We start from the raw sequence: 16,082 nt of genomic DNA on the forward strand, positions 1-16,082 counted from the left end.
TTGACACCGGCCTCACTTCGATGGCGCGCCCACGGCGGCTGGCAAAGATGCTCGCCTGCGATGTACCGATTAAAAGCGGTACAGTGCCGCCGGATTGTGGACCAAAATCTTTTCCAGCAGTTTGCGATTGGGTGTCCAGGCGCTCAGCAGATTGAGCAGGTGACCAGCGTCTGGAACACTATGCGCCATGTTGACATGAGGCCAGTCGGACCCCCATACAAGCCGCTCCGGGTTCGTGGCTAGCAATCGGTCATGGAATAGCCGAATATCTTCGTAGTCCGGATACGCTGCTGAGACGCGGTAAGGGGTCAGTTTTATCCACACAAGGCCCTCCGCGTGCAAGGCAAGCAATACCGAAAACCGCGGATCGTCGATTCCGCGAGTCGGATCTACACGGCCCATATGATCCAACACAAAGGGGACGCGTGAAGCGCGAATCAGTGGCTCCAGTTCGACCAAAACATCGATGTCGGACCAGAGTTGAACGTGCATCCCGAGTTCACGAAGCGCTGGAAGCACCTTGTGTAACTCTCGGACATCTACTGCATTCTTGTAGCGGGCGTGCCCCTGGCTGAGTAGCCGACTAAAGCGGAGGCCGCATACACCTTGTGCGGCGAGCGTTCTGAGATCCGGTGTGCCAAGTCTGGGGTCAACCACCGCGACCCCGCGGAGACGGTCGGGCGCTGCTGCCAGGGCGTGCAGCAGCGCTCGATTGTCCAGTCCATGGGCGGAGGGCTGAACGAGCACTCCACGGCTGAAACGCAACGAGTCGAGTAGCCGAAGATAATCTGATGACGTGCATTCGGGCGGGGTGTAAGTGCGCTCCCCCTCGAGGGGGAAGCGCCCGTACGGCCCGAATACATGACAGTGGCAGTCCGTCGCCCCCGGTGGAACAGGGAAATCAGGTGCCGTTCGTGCGCATGACGGGGAGTTTGTCATGGACGCATTCGCTGCGTCACGCTGTGACGGCCGCTTCGAGGGCCGCCAGCAGGTTTCTTGCTGCCGTGACGCCGAGATTGACGTATGCCGCATCGCTTACGCCGCCGACATGCGGTGACAGAACCAGGTTGGGTACGTCGCAGAAAGGATGCCCCGGAGTGAACGGCTCGACTTCGAAGCTGTCCAGCCCTGCGGCATAAAGCTTTCCGGACGTGAGAGCTTCGATCAAGGCCGGCTCGTCCACTAAGCCGCCGCGCGCGGTGTTGACGAAGATGGATCCGTCCTTAAAGCGGGTCAACGTGTCGCGATTGATCATCTTCCGATTCTCGTCAGTAAGGGGGCAGTGCAACGAAACGACATCCGATCGCGTATAGAGCTCATCCAGCGACACGAGTTCTACGCCTTCGGGTGCAGACGTCGCGAACGGATCAAAGGCCAGCACCTTCATGCCCATGGCTACGCCGATCGCCGCGGTCCGTCGGCCGATCTCACCGAACCCGACGATACCAAGCGTACGGCCGTTCAGTTCGATCGTCTTGTACGTGGCCTTGTCCCAAAACCCGCCACGCATTCTGGAGTTCAGGTGAATGACTGATTTCGCGCACGCGAGGATGAGTCCCCAAGCATGCTCGGCAACTGCGGCGGCGTTGGCTCCCACAGCAGCCCGCACCAGGATTCCACGCTGCGCTGCAGCATTTCGGTCAACTACGTCCACGCCGCTGCCGTGCCGAGAGATCACGCGCAACCCCGGCGCGGCGTCCATCATCGCCGCCGTGATCTTTCCATAGCGTGCAACGATCGCGACAGGATTGTGCTGCGCTGCCAAGGCGATGACTTGATCCTCGGTGGGCTGCTTGCCCGCAAGGACCACTTCAAATTCCTGGAGAAGATCCAGGGCAGGCTGTGCCAGATCTGCACCGGTAACCAGGACGACGGGCTTCTGTTGAGTATTCACGTGAGATTTCCCATGCCGGCTGACTCGAGTTGAGCCGCCTCCGGTGAAAATTTTGGCGTTTTGCGAAAACAAGTACCACTTCCAATTGCGTCGGTAGGTATAATCAAATGTCATTTCTAGCGACTCGGCGGCTATGGCTCGACGTATCCCTCCCCTCAATCCGTTACGGGTGTTCGAAATCGTTGCGCGCACCAACAATCTGACCCTCGCCGCCCAGGAACTTCACGTATCCCAATCCGCAGTCAGTCGCCAAATTGCGGTGCTGGAGGGCTACCTTGGGGTTGAGCTTTTCAAACGCGAGCGACACGGTGTGACGCTTACGAAGCACGGGGAGACGTACGCCAGCGAAGTGCTTCCAGCATTTGACTCGATTGCGGCAGCCACCGCGCGCTTGCTACGCAATTCCTCACAGGGCGCGCTACGGGTTCGTACCTATACGACCTTTGCTGCCAAGTGGTTACTCCCTCGCCTGCCCGCCTTTCAGGAGCAGCATCCCAGTATCGAGGTGCGGATCGACAGCGCCATACCCGACGTTAACTTTGACCGCGACTCCGCTGACGTTGCCATACAGTTCGGGGACGGTGGCTGGCCACGGGTCAATAGCGACCTGCTGTTCCATGACGAAATCGAGCCGGTTTGCACGCCTGAGTATCTTAAGACCCACCGTGGCCCACGGGGGAAATTGGACGCACTGCTGAAACACCGCCTTCTTGTGTCTCATTACCGCCGCACCGACTGGGACGAATGGCTTGAGTTCGCAGGAATGACCGAACTGGCTTCTGGCAGCGAACGCATGAGTTTTGGCAGTTCCGTGTTGACTTGGCAGGCCGCCCTTGACGGAATGGGGATCGCAATTGGCCAGGCCCCCATGCTGAAGGCGGAACTGGACTCCGGACGGCTTGTTCGACCTTTTGCCATGCCTTGGAGCCGCCAGAAGGCGTACTACCTCGTGCGCCCTCAGGTGCAACGCGAACCGAGGAAGATCGCTGCGTTCCGAGAGTGGCTCCTTGACACCGTAGCGCGGGAAATGGCCTAAGTGGCAAGTACATAGGCCGTCGTCGATGGTTGTCCAAATGTTCGCAACCGAGTGGTTCTGGTTTAGGTATTACCTTATGTTCTAGCTGGATTCGAAACTCGAAGTTCACAACTATCTCTGAATGGACCATCCTGACACCTATCAGCGGTCCCAACCAGAGAGACAGAAATGAACTTTGAACTTAGCGAAGAGCATCAGGCATTTGCGGAATCGGTGCGACGCTTCGCCCAAGACAAGCTTGCTCCCGGTGCGCTCGAGCGCGCACATTCCGCACAGTATCCGTGGGATGCTGCACAGATGCTGGCAGAGCAAGGGCTGCTTGGAATTGCATTTCCTGAGCAAGACGGCGGGCAGGGCGGCACCCTTATGCATGCCGTCATCGCCATTCAGGAAGTCGCCCTCGTTTGTCCCAAGAGCGCTGACATTGTGCAGGCCGGCAACTTCGGACCCATCCGAACTTTTGTCGAGTACGCATCGGATGAGCAGAAAGCGCGCTTCCTACCAGACCTCCTGGCCGGCAAGAAGCTCATCGCGCTGGGCATGACTGAGCCCGAAGCCGGCTCCGCAGTCACTGAGCTCAAGACGTCTGCCCGCCTTGACGGTGACCACTACGTGATCAATGGCAGCAAGATCTTCTCCACGCACAGCCCGGAAGCCGAACTCTTCCTGATCTATGTGCGCTTCGGCCCGGGCGTTGGCGGCATCGGCTCGGTTCTGGTGGAACGTGGCGCCCCGGGTTTCCAGGTCGGTGAGCCGTCGAAGTTTATGAGCGGCGAAGAATGGTGCCAACTCTACTTCGAAGACTGCCGCATCCCCAAGAAAAACCTTTTGCTGGGTGAAGGTGGATTCAAGCGACAGATTTCGGGCTTCAATGTCGAGCGTCTGGGCAATTCCTCGCGCTCGTTGGCATTGGGACGCCACTGCTTCAACATCGCTCGCGAACACGCCAAGATACGCAAGCAGTTCGGCCGTGAATTGTGCGAGTTTCAAGGCATTCAGTGGAAGTTCGCCGAGATGGCACTGAAGCTGGAGTCCGCTCAACTGCTGCTCTATCGCGCTGCCATGGAAGGGGAGCATGGCCTGCCGTCCGCGCATAGTACCGCCATGGCAAAGCTTGCGTGTAACCAGGCCGGCTGGGACGTCGCCAACGAAGCCCTGCAAATTATGGGCGGCATGGGCTACAGCCAAGAGTCGATCGTCGAATATTGCCTGCGTCGCATCCGCGGTTGGATGATCGCCGGCGGTTCGATTGAGATGCTGAAGAATCGTATCGCCGAAGGCGTGTTCGAGCGTACTTTCTCGCAACGCCCGCCCAAAGCAAGCTGACCTCTGCGCATAAGCCTGATTCAAATAAAACAACCGGAGACACTTATGATTAACAAACTCGGCGGCGCTTCGGTGCTCGCGATGGCGCTGCTCGTTCCTATGTCGGTCAAGGCACAAGCAGCCGCCACTTCATATCCCAACAAGCCTGTTCGCATTCTTGTCGGGTATCCGGCAGGCGGCCCCACCGATCTAACGGCCAGGATGATCGCAGCAAAGCTTCAGGCGTCGATGGGCCAATCGTTCGTCATCGACAACAAGCCCGGCGCGGGCTCGAACGTCGCGTCTGAAATGCTGGCCACAAGCCCGGCCGACGGCTATACGCTGATGATCGCAGCGGCGCAACTGACGTGGAATAGCGTGCTGTACAAAAACATCCGCTATGACGCCATCAAGAGCTTTGAGCCGATTTCCCGACTGATGTCGGCTCCTGCGGTGCTCGCCGTCAATCCGGCGAAAGTGAATGTCAAGACTGTCTCGGAGTTGGTTGCGCAAGCAAAGAAGGAGCCTGGCAAGTACACGTTTGCGTCATCGGGGCCGGGTTCCGTTCCGCATATTGCCGGCGAATTGCTGAAGAGCAAAGCCAAAATCGATCTTCTTCACGTACCTTACAAGGGCAGCGGCCCGGCGGTGAACGCAGTGCTTGGCGGCGAAACCGACATGTACTTCATGACGGTACTCAGTTCCATGCCGTACTTCAAGAGCGGCAAGCTTCGTCCAATTGCAGTGACCTCCAATCACAGAATCCCCCAATTGCCGGACGTTCCGACCATGGCAGAGGCGGGTGTTGCCGGCGTGGAGATTGATTCGTGGAACGGTCTCTTTGCACCTGCGGGCACACCAAAGGAGATTGTGGAAAAGCTCGGCAAGGAAGTCCGAAAGGTCATGGAAATGCCGGATGTTCGCAAGGCGTTCGAAGAGCAGGGGGCGACGGTCGTGGGTAGCACGCCGGCAGAGTTCTCCGCTTATCTGAAGAAAGAGGTTTCCCTGGGAACGACTTTCGCGCGCTCCATCAACCTGAAGTTGGATTGAAAGAGATGAACCGCAATTTTGCTCTTAAGCTGATCACTCCCTTGGCTCTGGCGTTAGGCTGTGGTGCCGCGAAGGCCGAATCGCCTGCCGACTATCCGACTCGACCGGTTCGAATTGTGGTCGGTTACCAAGCAGGCGGCCCAACGGATGTTGTGGCTCGACTGGTGGCCAAACAGCTTCAGTCGACGCTGGGGCAACCGTTCGTCGTGGATAACAGGCCCGGCGCCGGATCGAATATCGCGTCCGACCAGGTGGCATCCGCGAAACCCGATGGATACACACTTCTCTTTGCGGCCGCTCCGATCGCCTCGAACGGTTTCGTCTACAAGAACCTGAAATGGAACGTCAAGACGAGCTTCGAACCCATTTCGCAGATCATGTCGGCGCCAGCGATTTTGGCGGTAAGTCCGACGCTGCCCGTGCAAAATCTGGCAGAGCTGATCGCTCTTGCCAAGAAGCAGCCGGGCAAGCTTTCGTTCGCATCAACAGGCAATGGCGGCACGCAGCATTTGGCTGGCGAGATGCTGAAGCAGCAGGCCGGTATCAACTTGATTCACGTCCCTTATAAGGGCGCCTCCAGCGTGATCACCGATTTGGTCGCTGGCAATGTATCAATGGCCTTCATGACCTCCATATCCGCGATGCAGTATTTCAAGAGCGGTCAGGTGCGTCCCATTGCTGTGGCGTCTCCAAAGCGCCTTGCCGTATTGCCTAACGTGCCAACCATGGCAGAGGCTGGTCTGGCTGGCTTCGATGTTGACTCCTGGAGCGGGCTGTTTGCTCCCGCAGGCACGCCCAAGCCCATCATTGAGAAGCTGCAGCAAGCCGCCATAAAAGCTGCTGGCGCGCAGGAACTGCGCGACAATCTTCTGCCGCAGGGTGCAGTGCTGGTGGGCAACACTGCGACCGAGTTCAAGGCATACATCGACAAGGACGTCGATCACATGTCGAAAGTTTTCAAGACCGTAAAAGTAACACTGGATTAACTATGAACACGACCGCCACCATTCAGCCGGATGCTTCTCTCGCACAGGCTCTGCTGGCCCCGCGCAGCGTTGCACTGTACGGTGCATCGGACGACACTGCCAAGACCGCTGGCCGGCCGCTCAAGTTCCTGCGTGCTGCGGGCTTCCAAGGCAAGGTCTACCCGGTCAATCCGAATCGTCATACTGTGCAAGGTGAGACTGCGTATCCGAGCTTGGCAGAGCTGCCCGAGGTCCCGGAACACGTCTTCATCCTGACGCCAACCCATACGGTGCTCGATGCTGCGCAAGAATGCGCGCGAATCGGCGTGAAGGTGGTGACTATTCTAGCCAGCGGCTTTTCCGAATCTGGCCCGGAAGGTGCAGAGAGGGAAGCCGCCCTGGCTGAGCTCAGCCGGACCACGGGGCTGCGGATTCTCGGTCCGAGCAGTTTGGGTGTCGTCAATCCGCGGTCTGGACTCGTCCTCACCGCCAATGCCGCCTTTGCCGAGCCCGAGCTTCCTCAGGGACGTGTGTTCGTGGCAAGTCACAGCGGTAGCATGATTGGGTCGCTGGTGTCGCGTGGCAAGGCACGCGGCGTCGGCTTTGCTGGTCTGGTGTCGGTGGGCGGTGAAGCCGATCTTTGTGTTGGAGAAATCTGCGCCGCCACGCTCGATGACCCGAAAATCGGTGGCTATCTGCTGTTCCTTGAGAGCCTGCGACACGGCGACAAGCTGCGTGCGTTTGCCGTCGAAGCCGCGAAGCGGGGTAAGCCGGTCATCGCGTACAAGCTTGGCCGGTCTGCGGCTGCGGCCGAAATGGCGGCGACGCATACCGGGGCGCTTGCTGGCGAGGATGATATCGCCGATGCCTTCCTCAAGGATCTCGGTATTGCTCGCGTCGGCGTCTTGGAGGCGTTGCTGGAAACTTTCCCTCTTGCCGAGCGGATTCCTCTGACCGGGAGCGCCGGGACGGTCAAGCGCGTTGGGGTGGTGACAACGACCGGTGGCGGTGCTGCCATGGCGGTTGACCAGCTCGGAATCCGCGATGTCGTGGTGGAACCGGCTTCGGCGGAGACACTTGCGAAGCTGGAGGCGGCGGGCATTGCTGTCTCGCCGGGTCGAGTGCTTGACCTGACGCTGGCTGGTACCAACTATAGCGTCATGAAAGGCGCATTGGATATCATGTTTGAAGCGCCGGAGTTCGACTTGGTACTTGCTGTCGTCGGCTCGTCGGCCCGATTCCAACCTCAGCTTGCCGTTAAGCCGATCATCGACAGCGCGACAAGCTCCAAGCCGCTCGCAGCGATGTTAGTGCCGGATGCGCCTGAAGCGCTGGCGTCCCTGACCGCGGCTGGCATTCCGTGTTTCCGTTCCCCGGAAGCCTGCGCCGACGCTATCGCATCGCTGTTTGCGCGACGTGCGCCTGGCGCTCAGCCGAGCGTGAAAGCGTCGACGACTGATACTCGTACGCTGAGTGAGTCCCAGGCCTACGAGGTTCTCGACTGCATCGGCGTGCCCCATGCCCCTGCGGTCACCATGCCCCTGCAAGGCCCTGCCACGGCGCTCTCGTTTGACTTTCCCGTGGTCGCCAAAGTGTGCTCGGAAGAAATTCCTCACAAGACCGAGGTTGGTGGCGTGGTCCTTGGTATTCAGGATCAGGCCGGTCTGGAGAAGGCGCTTGCGACGTTGCGTACCAACCTCGCCGAACGTGCGCAGGGGAAGCGTTGCGAAGAAGTGCTAGTCCAGCCAATGACGAAGGGGCTTACCGAGGTTCTTATTGGGTATCGCATCGACCCCGAAGCGGGTCCGATCATTATGCTGGCAGCCGGCGGAATCTGGGCCGAAGTGGCCCGAGATCGCAGCATTCGCTTGGCTCCAGTAAGTGTGGGTACGGCGAAGGACATGATTGCCGAAGTCAAGGCCTTGAAAACGGTGTCGGGACTTCGCGGGCGCCAGCGGGGCGATCTGGATGCATTGGCACAAGCCGTGTCTGCGTTATCGCAGCTCGCGGTCAAGCCAGAGCTGAACATCATTGAAGCTGAAGTGAATCCAATGATGGTTCTGCCGGAGGGGCAGGGCGTCGTTGCGGTTGATGCTCTAGTTCTTCGCTCGTGACAACCAAAGTCGACTCCACTCCTGCGATCGATCCGAGCGCCTTGATTACTCGGATCGAGTCGCTCGGGCAGCTTTACCGGTTCCGCGTGCAGGATCGAGACGTCGTCTGGCGGCGGTTCGGCAAGGGGCGGCCGCTGGTGCTTTTGCATGGCGGCCACGGTAGCTGGCTGCATTGGATTCGGAATATCGAGCCACTGATGGCGCACCACGAGCTTTGGGTGGCAGATCTACCTGGCTTTGGCGACTCCGACTCATTGTCGGGCGATCCGCACGCCGCTGACCGATTAGAGCACCTTGTGTCGGCGGTGTGCGCCTGTGTGGAGCGCATTGGGATCCAAGGCGACCCTATCCAGCTCGCGGGATTTTCATTTGGCGGGCTTGTCGCGGCCAACGTGGCGGCCCGCTGCGGCAACGTATCAAAGCTCGCGCTTCTTGGGCCAGCCGGGCACGGAGGTCCGCGTCGGCAGACGATCGCGATGAAGGACTGGCGCAGCGACAACCCCGAGGAAGCGACGCAAGCGTTGCGGCACAACCTCGCCGCGCTCATGCTTTACGACCATCACAGTATCGATCCGACGGCGATGCTAGTGCATGAGCGAGCCTGCCGGGCGACGCGTTTTCGCAGTAAAGCGTTATCCAGACAAGGAAGCTTGGCGGAATCCCTTAGTCGTTTCCACCGGCCGACGCTATTCGTGTGGGGCGAGCATGATGTGACAGCAATTCCGCTCGATGCGGCATCACAGCTTTCCGCTGATGCGCCCTATCGCGACTGGTGTCTGATTCCGGGAGCCGGCCACTGGGTTCAATATGAAAGGCCCCAAGAAGTGAACCAGCTACTTCTGCGCTGGTTCTCTTCGATAGAGTAGCGACCTGAACAAGGACGAACGAGATGACCAATGAAGTCTCGCTGACGCTCATGATGTCGGAAGTTGCCCGGGAAGCGTTCGGTGCACGCATAAGCGCGGTACTCAAAGAGTTGCCGCACCGGTTTGTGACGCCCAGGGCGGTGCTCAATAGTGGCCCGGTAGACAGCGCGAATGTCGCATTCCTGACACGAGACGTGACTGGCAATTCCGGCAAGACCCAACTGGCACCGTCGCTGGTCGAGTTCTACGATGCGATGCGCGCATCGGCAAAGCTAAGCTGGTTGCAGTCGCATGCGGCGGGAGCGGATCGCCCCATCTACGCCGAATTGAGACAGCGTGGCGTGACGGTTACTACGGCTTCCGGAGCGAATGCTGGCGCCGTTGCTCAGATGGCGTTTCTCGGGGTGCTGGCTATCGCCCGTCGGCTACCACAGCTCATGGATGCGCAGCGTCGGAAGAGCTGGGAGCCGTTACTGGGGGAACGAGCGCCTCACGACCTGAAACGGCAAACCGCCGCAGTTGTCGGACTGGGCCCTATCGGACTCGAAGTGGCGCGCCTGCTGGACGCTATCGGCATGCACGTCATCGGCATGAGCCGCCGCATCAGAAGCGTTCCAGGACTCGCCGAGACTGTTAGCTTTGCGGAACTCGAGAGCGTGCTCCCGAAGGTTTCGGTAGTTGTTCTTGCCTGCCCGCTGACGGATATCACACGCGGATTGCTGAACCGCAAGACACTTGCTTTGTTGCCCGCAGGTTCGATACTCGTCAATGTGTCGCGAGGCGAAGTTGTCGTTGAGAGCGACCTGATCCAGTGCCTGCAAGACGGGCATCTCGGCGGGGCGTTTCTTGACGTATTTGAGAAGGAGCCTTTGAGTCCCGATTCGGCACTCTGGACTCTTCCGACTGTAATGATCGCCCCCCATACGGCTGGTCACACGACGGGACACTATGCAGAGGTAGGGGAGATATTCCTCGACAATCTCACCCGTTGGCGTGATGGGCTGACTCTTCGAAACACAGTTGCGTAACTTACATCGTTAGGAGAACACATGTCCTCGTCCGATCTGAAACTGCCATCGCTTCGCGACCAAGTGTCGCCCGAAGAATGGAAGGCACGTGTGGATCTGGCCGCGTGCTATCGGCTTTTCGACCTCTACGGCCTTTCCGACCTCACAGCGAACCATATCTCTGCTCGCGTTCCGGGAGAAAACGCCTTTCTGATCAACCCATATGGCATGCTCTACGAAGAAATCACCGCCTCGTCCCTGATCAAGGTCGACGAAAGTGGCGAGATCCTCTTCAGCCCCGACTTCGGTGATTTGAAGTATGGGGTTAATCGCGCCGGCTATGTGATTCATAGCGCGATCCACGCCGCCAGGCCGGATGTTGGCTGCGTAGCGCACACACATACCGTAGCGGGTATGGCGGTCTCGACGTTGGCCTCTGGAATTCTTCCCCTGACGCAGACGTCAATGCGTTTTTCGAGCGCTGCCTATCACGCGTTCGAGGGCATCGTGCTGGATGAGCGAGAAAAGGAATCGCTACTGCGCGATATGGGCGATGAGAACTACCTGGTCCTAAGGAATCATGGCCTCCTGGTGGCCACGACTACCACTGCGGAAGCCTTCAACGCCATGCATCGCTTCGAGCAAGTTTGCAAGGCGCAAATTGCAGCTCTCGCATGCGGTCAACCGCTCACGACCGTGCCGGCTGAAATCGTTGAAGATACGCGGAAGAACTACTTGCCCGGGACGCGGCGTCCCTTTGGGGTGATGGAGTGGCCGGCGATGTTGCGCAAGCTCGATCGTATCGACCCCAGCTACAAGGGTTGACGCGTAGCTTCCAGGCGTCGTTCGGGAAGCCCACCTAGAATAGCGGTGTGGTAGCAAGCGGCGAGCTGTGCTTGCCGCTTTGTCAGTTTGCGGTGAAGCTATTACACCATTGGCATTATGTTGTGTTGGCTAGCTGGCGTTTGTAGGCGAGACGCCGGCGATCCAGATGTGCAGTGTAGTGAGACACACCGCTAGCCCACACGCCATCAGGCCAAAAGCGATTTGCTCGCCGACAAAGTTTGCGATATTGCCCATCAGCAAATGGCCCAACGGCATGGTGCCGAGATAGGCCATTCCATAAAGTCCGACGATTCCCCCGCGCAATTCATTTGGGCAATCCCGCTGTAGTGTTGAGTTTGTGGTCGTGGCGAAGAATGTGAGAGCCAGACCGAGTCCAGCAAAACACGCGCCAGCCAGCCAGGGCGAAGAAGCCAACGAAACGCCAGCCAGGGCCATCACCGTCAGCCATGGTGCTGCTGCGCGTATGCGCATCGAGCTGCGCGGGCTAAGCAACCGGGAAGACAGCAGTAGGGCTGCCATCATTGCCCCGGCGCCAGCGCAAGAAAAAAAGACGCCAGTGAACTTCGCTGCATTGCCGAACCGATGGGCTGCCAGCACTGGTATTAGCGTCTGGTAAGACCCGCCCAGAAGCCCCAGGACCGCCAGGGTGGGCAAACACTGCCGAGCGATCTTATTGCCGCGCGCATATGCCACCGCCATGCGCAAACCTGCGCTTTTCTTCGGGGCTAAGGCCTGCTCAGCGGTGGGCAACGACCCGATACACAGCAGCATTGTGGCGAGTCCGACAATGTTCAGCGCGAATCCACCAGTTGCTCCAAGTCGCAGGAAAGCGTATGAGGCAATGACTGGCCCCACCATGCGGCCAACGTTGAAGACGAGAGTGTTAAGAGCAATCACGCTTGGCAGAGAGCTCTTGTCTTGCAGCGTGGTGGTCAACAGCAATTGACGGGAAGGCATTTCCATAGCGCTAAGGACGCCGCAAACAAGCGACGCGCCGATGACCAATTCCTCGCGAAGCCATCCTGCAAGATTTGCGGCCAAGAGACAGGCAGCGAGGAACAGCGCGCAAAAGAGAATGCGCAAGGCTGTAACACGTGCTGCCGTCGGATTGAGCCGAGACCCAAAAATCGGCGCTACAAACAAAGCAGGCCCGTAGAGCAAGAAATTCAACAGACCTAACTGCCAAGCTGCATGCGTCTGTTCCCAAAGCAGCAGGTTCAGCGTGATATTTTGCGTCCAGCTCCCCATGACGGAGGCCGTCTGGCCACATAGGTAACGTCGAATTGCTGGTTCAGCGAGAGCGGGAAAGGGGCCTGAAGAGGCAGACTTGAGTGCGGTCATTGGCTATGCGGGGCCAATGCCAATCCGCTGACGGAAGTGGCGTTGTGCTCACATTCACGCATTGTAGATTCATAATGATATTATGAATACGTCAGCGACGGCACTTTTCTTTGAGGGCCTGGCTCGGTGCCGGAACGGCGGCAGCCTCCGGCGTTGCTGTAACATGTGCGCCTTGCAATTATTTTGAGCCGCGGGCCTCGGTCGGTCCGGGCACCTTGGGAGAAAGGGAAGGCAGATGGCCAGGCAGAAGACAACCGACGTGGACCGCTCAGTCAATGCGGTCGGCCGAACACTTTCCATCTTGGATGCCTTCCTGCAGCACGAAGGCCCGTTGACCCTTTCCGACCTGGAAAGCGAGACAGGGCTGTTCAAGAGCGTCATCCTGCGCTACATGCTCTCGCTTGAACCCATGAATTATGTTGTCAAGCGGCCAGACGGCCGCTATCAACTTGGGGCTCGCGTTTTCGAACTTGGTATCCGCTACGAGCAGACATTTAACCTCTCGGAGCATGTCATGCCCGTGCTGGAGGCGCTCATGCGTGAAACGGAGGAGAGCGCATCCTTCTACATTCGCGAGGGCGACAGTCGTATCTGTCTGTTGAGGAAGGACTCACCGCAGCACCTGAAGGCGAGCATTGCCCCGGGAACGAGGTTGCCGATGGATGACACGGCAACCGCCGAGGTATTGCGGATCTTTTCGACACCCGTTGATTTCGCATGGTCTGTCAAGAACTGCATCTTCACTTCTGCCCGCAAGGTCAATCCCGTCACGGCCGGGCAGCAATTGACTTCGTCGATGTCGGCACCCGTGCTGCGGCACGGCAACACGCTTGCTGGTGCATTGACGATCTCGGGACCTGTTGGCCGTTTCGATCCGGCCGTCAAAGCTACCCAAAACCTGTTGTTTGATTCCGCTAAGGAACTCTCGAAGTCCCTAGGCGCTAGCGTATAACGCAGTAAAGTTTTATCTCCATCCCAAAGGGCGGCCACTAGCCGCCCTTTTTTCCCTTCTGGCCCGCTGACTCTACAGCGCAGGGCCGTCGCGTCGCGCTCGTACGGGCGCTTTGTAATGAACCATCCAGGTGCGTCGCGCACCGATTTCGCCCACCCCAAGCGACAAGACGCCGCCTGCCGCACAAGCCTAGCGCAACTACCTATTGCGATGCAGTCACGCATCAGCGAGTCTTCCTGGCATCAGTATTGCAATCATAATGCCATTATGAAAATGAAAGACGCGATGGGCGTGTCTTCTTTTTTTGTGGGAGCTAGCATGGCTGATGCACGAAAGAGTGAAGCTGTTCTGAAGTTCGGTTTGCTGCGCGCAGCAGTCGCCGGAGTCTTGGCGATGGGCATTGCAGGCACCGCACAAGCCGATTTGCTGGCCGAAGTAAAGGCCCGCGGCACGCTCGTGTGCGGCACGATGAATACCATCGAACCGATGGGGTACCTTGACCTGAAAAGCAGGAAGGTTGTCGGCTTCGATGTGGATGTTTGTGAGGCGGTGGCGAAGGGCTTGGGCGTTCAGCTAGAGCAGAAGTCGATCGCGCTGGAAGCGCGTATTCCGGAGCTAACGCTTGGACGTGTCGATATTCTTTCTGCTGTCCTGGGGTACACCGAAGAGCGCGCGAAGCAGATCGACTACACGGACTCGCATTTCCAGGTGCCCATCCGCATCATGGTGGCAACCGAGTCCCCGTATAAGAAGATCACTGATCTAAACGGCAAGAAGGTAGGGATGTCGTCAGGATCGACCCCGGAGCATTGGCTGCGCAAGCGGTTTCCTGAAGTCCAGGCCATCACATTCCGCGATACGCCCGCCGTGTTCACAGCGCTCAAGCAGGGAAAGATCGACGGTGAGGGCATCACACAAACGTCAGGTGCCAAGCTGATGGCGGCTGGTGCGGGTGCCTTCCGTTATCTGGACGAGGCGTTGGGCTGGGAACCGAACGGGCTCGGCGTTCGCAAAGGCGAGCCGGCTTTCGTTGCGGCGGTCAACAAGGTACTCGTCCAAATGGAGGCCAGCGGAGAGATGGACCGGATCTGGAACAAATGGCTGGGATCTGGCACGGCGTACAACATCAAGCGCGACAAGCGGCTGACACCGATTAGTCAGGTCAGTGCCGAGTTGAAGACTCAGTAATTCTGGGCGCCTATGGGCGCCTTTGCCCTTTCCAAACTAGCATGAATCAAGTCACTGTTGTGGGCGCCGGGATCGTAGGCCTGGCGACTGCACTGCAGCTCCGCATGGACGGATTTGCAGTGCAAATCATAGACCCCAATGAACCAGCAAGCGGGTGCTCTGCTGGCAACGCTGGCTACCTGAGCGAAGCCAACATCTTCCCGTCGAACTCGACCGAAAGTCTCAAAAAACTGCCGGCGCTGCTCAAAGACCCTCTTGGCCCCTTGACCATCCACGCGTCGTATATTCCACGCTTCTTGCCTTGGGGCATACGGGCGGCGCTGGCCTTGCGTCCGGAACAGCTTTCGAAAACTGTCGAAGCGATGTCGGCCCTAATTCGTCCGGCGATCGAAAGCTACGATTCGCTCTTGCGCGAAGCCAGCGCATCTCATCTGATGGAGCGCCGCGGCGCATTGGCCATCTGTAAGAAACTGGAGACGCTTGAAGCCCGGTCGGCGAAGATTCCCGCGCTGCAGCAGCATCACGTAGCGGTCGAGCGGATATCGAAAGAGCAGGCATTGGAACTCGAGCCAGCAATCTCTCGTGACATTCAGGGAGCGCTGTTCTATCCCAACTCGGGTAGATGTTTGGGACCGCGACGGCTGGGCGAGATGTTCGCTCAGCGGCTTCAAGAAGCTGGTTGTCGTTTCATCAAGGCTTCCATCCATCGAATGGCTCCGACTGCAGCGGGACGGTGGCGGTTGGATTCGGACATTGGCTCCCTGGACACCGATTTGGTTGTCGTATGCGCCGGTCGGCGCTCGGACGCGCTGATGCGTCCTCTTGGCTACAGTGCGCCGCTCATTTCCGAGCGTGGTTATCACCTTATGCTTCCGATGCCGAGCGTCAGCCTGGGCCGTCCTGTTTCCATTGCGGAAGCTTACTTTGTCGCGACTCCGATGGCAGATGGCCTGCGTCTCGCTGGCACAGCAGAGTTCGCCCCTGCCGATGCGCCGATGAATGCCGCAAGGTCAGACATGCTCTTCAAGCTTGCCACACCATACTTCCCCGGTCTGAGTCGAGAGGGTGCCGTTCGCTGGATGGGAGTCCGACCTTCTTTGCCGGACGGCTTACCTGCGATTGGCCGTGCCTCCCGGCATGCCAATCTTTACTACTCCTTCGGCCACGGACATAACGGACTGACGCTGGCGGCCGTCTCTGCGAAGCTTCTCGCTTCGATCGTTTCCGGCCGCAAAGTCCCACAGATCGATTCGCACCCGTACGCGGTCGAACGCTTCAGCCTTTGGAGACGTGAGGTAGCCTGATCGAGGCGGACACGCTTGGTCCTTAGATTAAGATCGTGGATCAGGAGTGTGCACAGATGAGCAAGGCAAGACAGACGTACGGGGAAGAGTTTCAGGCAGAGGCCGTGAGACTGGTGCTGGAGCAGGGACTGACGCTGCAGTCGGCCGCGCAGCGCCTGGGGATTCCGAAGGGCACGTTGACGAATTGGGTGTCGAAAGCCAAGGCGCCTGGAAC

Annotated in this window: 15 protein-coding genes; 12 read left to right on the forward strand and 3 right to left on the reverse strand. The window is 58.7% G+C overall.

The genetic code is table 11. From position 1 onward, the window contains the following. Positions 1–69: 69 nt before the first annotated feature. Both E1J61_RS31055 and E1J61_RS31060 read right to left on the reverse strand, forming a co-directional pair. Positions 70–1,032 (reverse strand): amidohydrolase, encoded by a 963-nt coding sequence (locus tag E1J61_RS31055; RefSeq protein ID WP_133097708.1) that lies wholly within the window; start codon positions 1,030–1,032, stop codon positions 70–72. Beyond that, entirely contained in the window at positions 956–2,008 is a 1,053-nt protein-coding gene (locus tag E1J61_RS31060) for a hydroxyacid dehydrogenase (RefSeq protein WP_133097709.1), read from the reverse strand. Before E1J61_RS31060 ends, E1J61_RS31055 begins: the two co-directional genes overlap by 77 nt. A gap of 19 nt (positions 2,009–2,027) precedes the next feature. Between E1J61_RS31060 and gcvA the strand changes: the two genes are divergently transcribed. The 8 genes from gcvA to E1J61_RS31100 all read left to right on the forward strand — a co-directional run bounded on the left by gcvA (position 2,028) and on the right by E1J61_RS31100 (position 11,062). Then, positions 2,028–2,930 carry a transcriptional regulator GcvA gene (gcvA, locus tag E1J61_RS31065; RefSeq protein WP_133097710.1) on the forward strand — a complete coding sequence of 301 codons (903 nt, stop codon included), beginning with the start codon at positions 2,028–2,030 and terminating at the stop codon, positions 2,928–2,930. A 168-nt stretch (positions 2,931–3,098) separates the two neighbouring features. Further along, positions 3,099–4,256, forward strand: a complete 1,158-nt coding sequence (locus tag E1J61_RS31070) for an acyl-CoA dehydrogenase family protein (protein WP_133097711.1) — start codon at positions 3,099–3,101, stop codon at positions 4,254–4,256. 45 nt (positions 4,257–4,301) lie between these two features. After that, on the forward strand, positions 4,302–5,285 hold the full coding sequence (locus tag E1J61_RS31075; protein ID WP_133097712.1) for a tripartite tricarboxylate transporter substrate binding protein: 984 nt from the start codon (positions 4,302–4,304) through the stop codon (positions 5,283–5,285). A 5-nt stretch (positions 5,286–5,290) separates the two neighbouring features. Then, entirely contained in the window at positions 5,291–6,271 is a 981-nt protein-coding gene (locus E1J61_RS31080; RefSeq protein WP_133097713.1) for a tripartite tricarboxylate transporter substrate binding protein, read from the forward strand. Positions 6,272–6,273: 2 nt separating this feature from the next. Continuing rightward, positions 6,274–8,364: an acetate--CoA ligase family protein gene (locus E1J61_RS31085; protein ID WP_133097714.1), complete on the forward strand. Its 2,091-nt coding sequence runs from the start codon at positions 6,274–6,276 to the stop codon at positions 8,362–8,364. Further along, positions 8,361–9,230, forward strand: a complete 870-nt coding sequence (locus E1J61_RS31090) for an alpha/beta fold hydrolase (RefSeq protein WP_133097715.1) — start codon at positions 8,361–8,363, stop codon at positions 9,228–9,230. The genes E1J61_RS31085 and E1J61_RS31090 overlap by 4 nt, the downstream gene beginning before the upstream one ends. A 23-nt stretch (positions 9,231–9,253) precedes the next feature. After that, positions 9,254–10,258 carry a D-2-hydroxyacid dehydrogenase gene (locus E1J61_RS31095; RefSeq protein WP_133097716.1) on the forward strand — a complete coding sequence of 335 codons (1,005 nt, stop codon included), beginning with the start codon at positions 9,254–9,256 and terminating at the stop codon, positions 10,256–10,258. 21 nt (positions 10,259–10,279) lie between these two features. Beyond that, a complete protein-coding gene (locus E1J61_RS31100; RefSeq protein ID WP_133097717.1) occupies positions 10,280–11,062 on the forward strand; it encodes a class II aldolase/adducin family protein in 783 nt (260 codons plus the stop codon). Positions 11,063–11,191: 129 nt separating this feature from the next. Here E1J61_RS31100 and E1J61_RS31105 read toward each other — a convergent pair whose 3' ends face one another. Then, positions 11,192–12,424 carry an MFS transporter gene (locus tag E1J61_RS31105; protein ID WP_133097718.1) on the reverse strand — a complete coding sequence of 411 codons (1,233 nt, stop codon included), beginning with the start codon at positions 12,422–12,424 and terminating at the stop codon, positions 11,192–11,194. Positions 12,425–12,659: 235 nt separating this feature from the next. Here E1J61_RS31105 and E1J61_RS31110 point away from each other — a divergent pair, with 235 nt between their 5' ends. The 4 genes from E1J61_RS31110 to E1J61_RS31125 form a co-directional block, all read left to right on the forward strand. After that, the gene (locus E1J61_RS31110; RefSeq protein WP_133097719.1) at positions 12,660–13,376 is read left to right on the forward strand and encodes an IclR family transcriptional regulator; all 717 of its coding nucleotides are present in this window, start codon (positions 12,660–12,662) and stop codon (positions 13,374–13,376) included. 117 nt (positions 13,377–13,493) lie between these two features. Further along, positions 13,494–14,564 (forward strand): transporter substrate-binding domain-containing protein, encoded by a 1,071-nt coding sequence (locus E1J61_RS31115; protein ID WP_243737057.1) that lies wholly within the window; start codon positions 13,494–13,496, stop codon positions 14,562–14,564. Between the two features lie 41 nt (positions 14,565–14,605). After that, positions 14,606–15,868 carry an FAD-binding oxidoreductase gene (locus E1J61_RS31120; protein WP_133097720.1) on the forward strand — a complete coding sequence of 421 codons (1,263 nt, stop codon included), beginning with the start codon at positions 14,606–14,608 and terminating at the stop codon, positions 15,866–15,868. Positions 15,869–15,924: 56 nt separating this feature from the next. Then, the coding region (locus tag E1J61_RS31125; protein ID WP_165971586.1) for a transposase at positions 15,925–16,082 on the forward strand (158 nt) is incomplete at its 3' end.

It is taken from the genome of Cupriavidus sp. L7L, from assembly GCF_004353535.1.
GTDB lineage: Bacteria > Pseudomonadota > Gammaproteobacteria > Burkholderiales > Burkholderiaceae > Cupriavidus > Cupriavidus oxalaticus_A.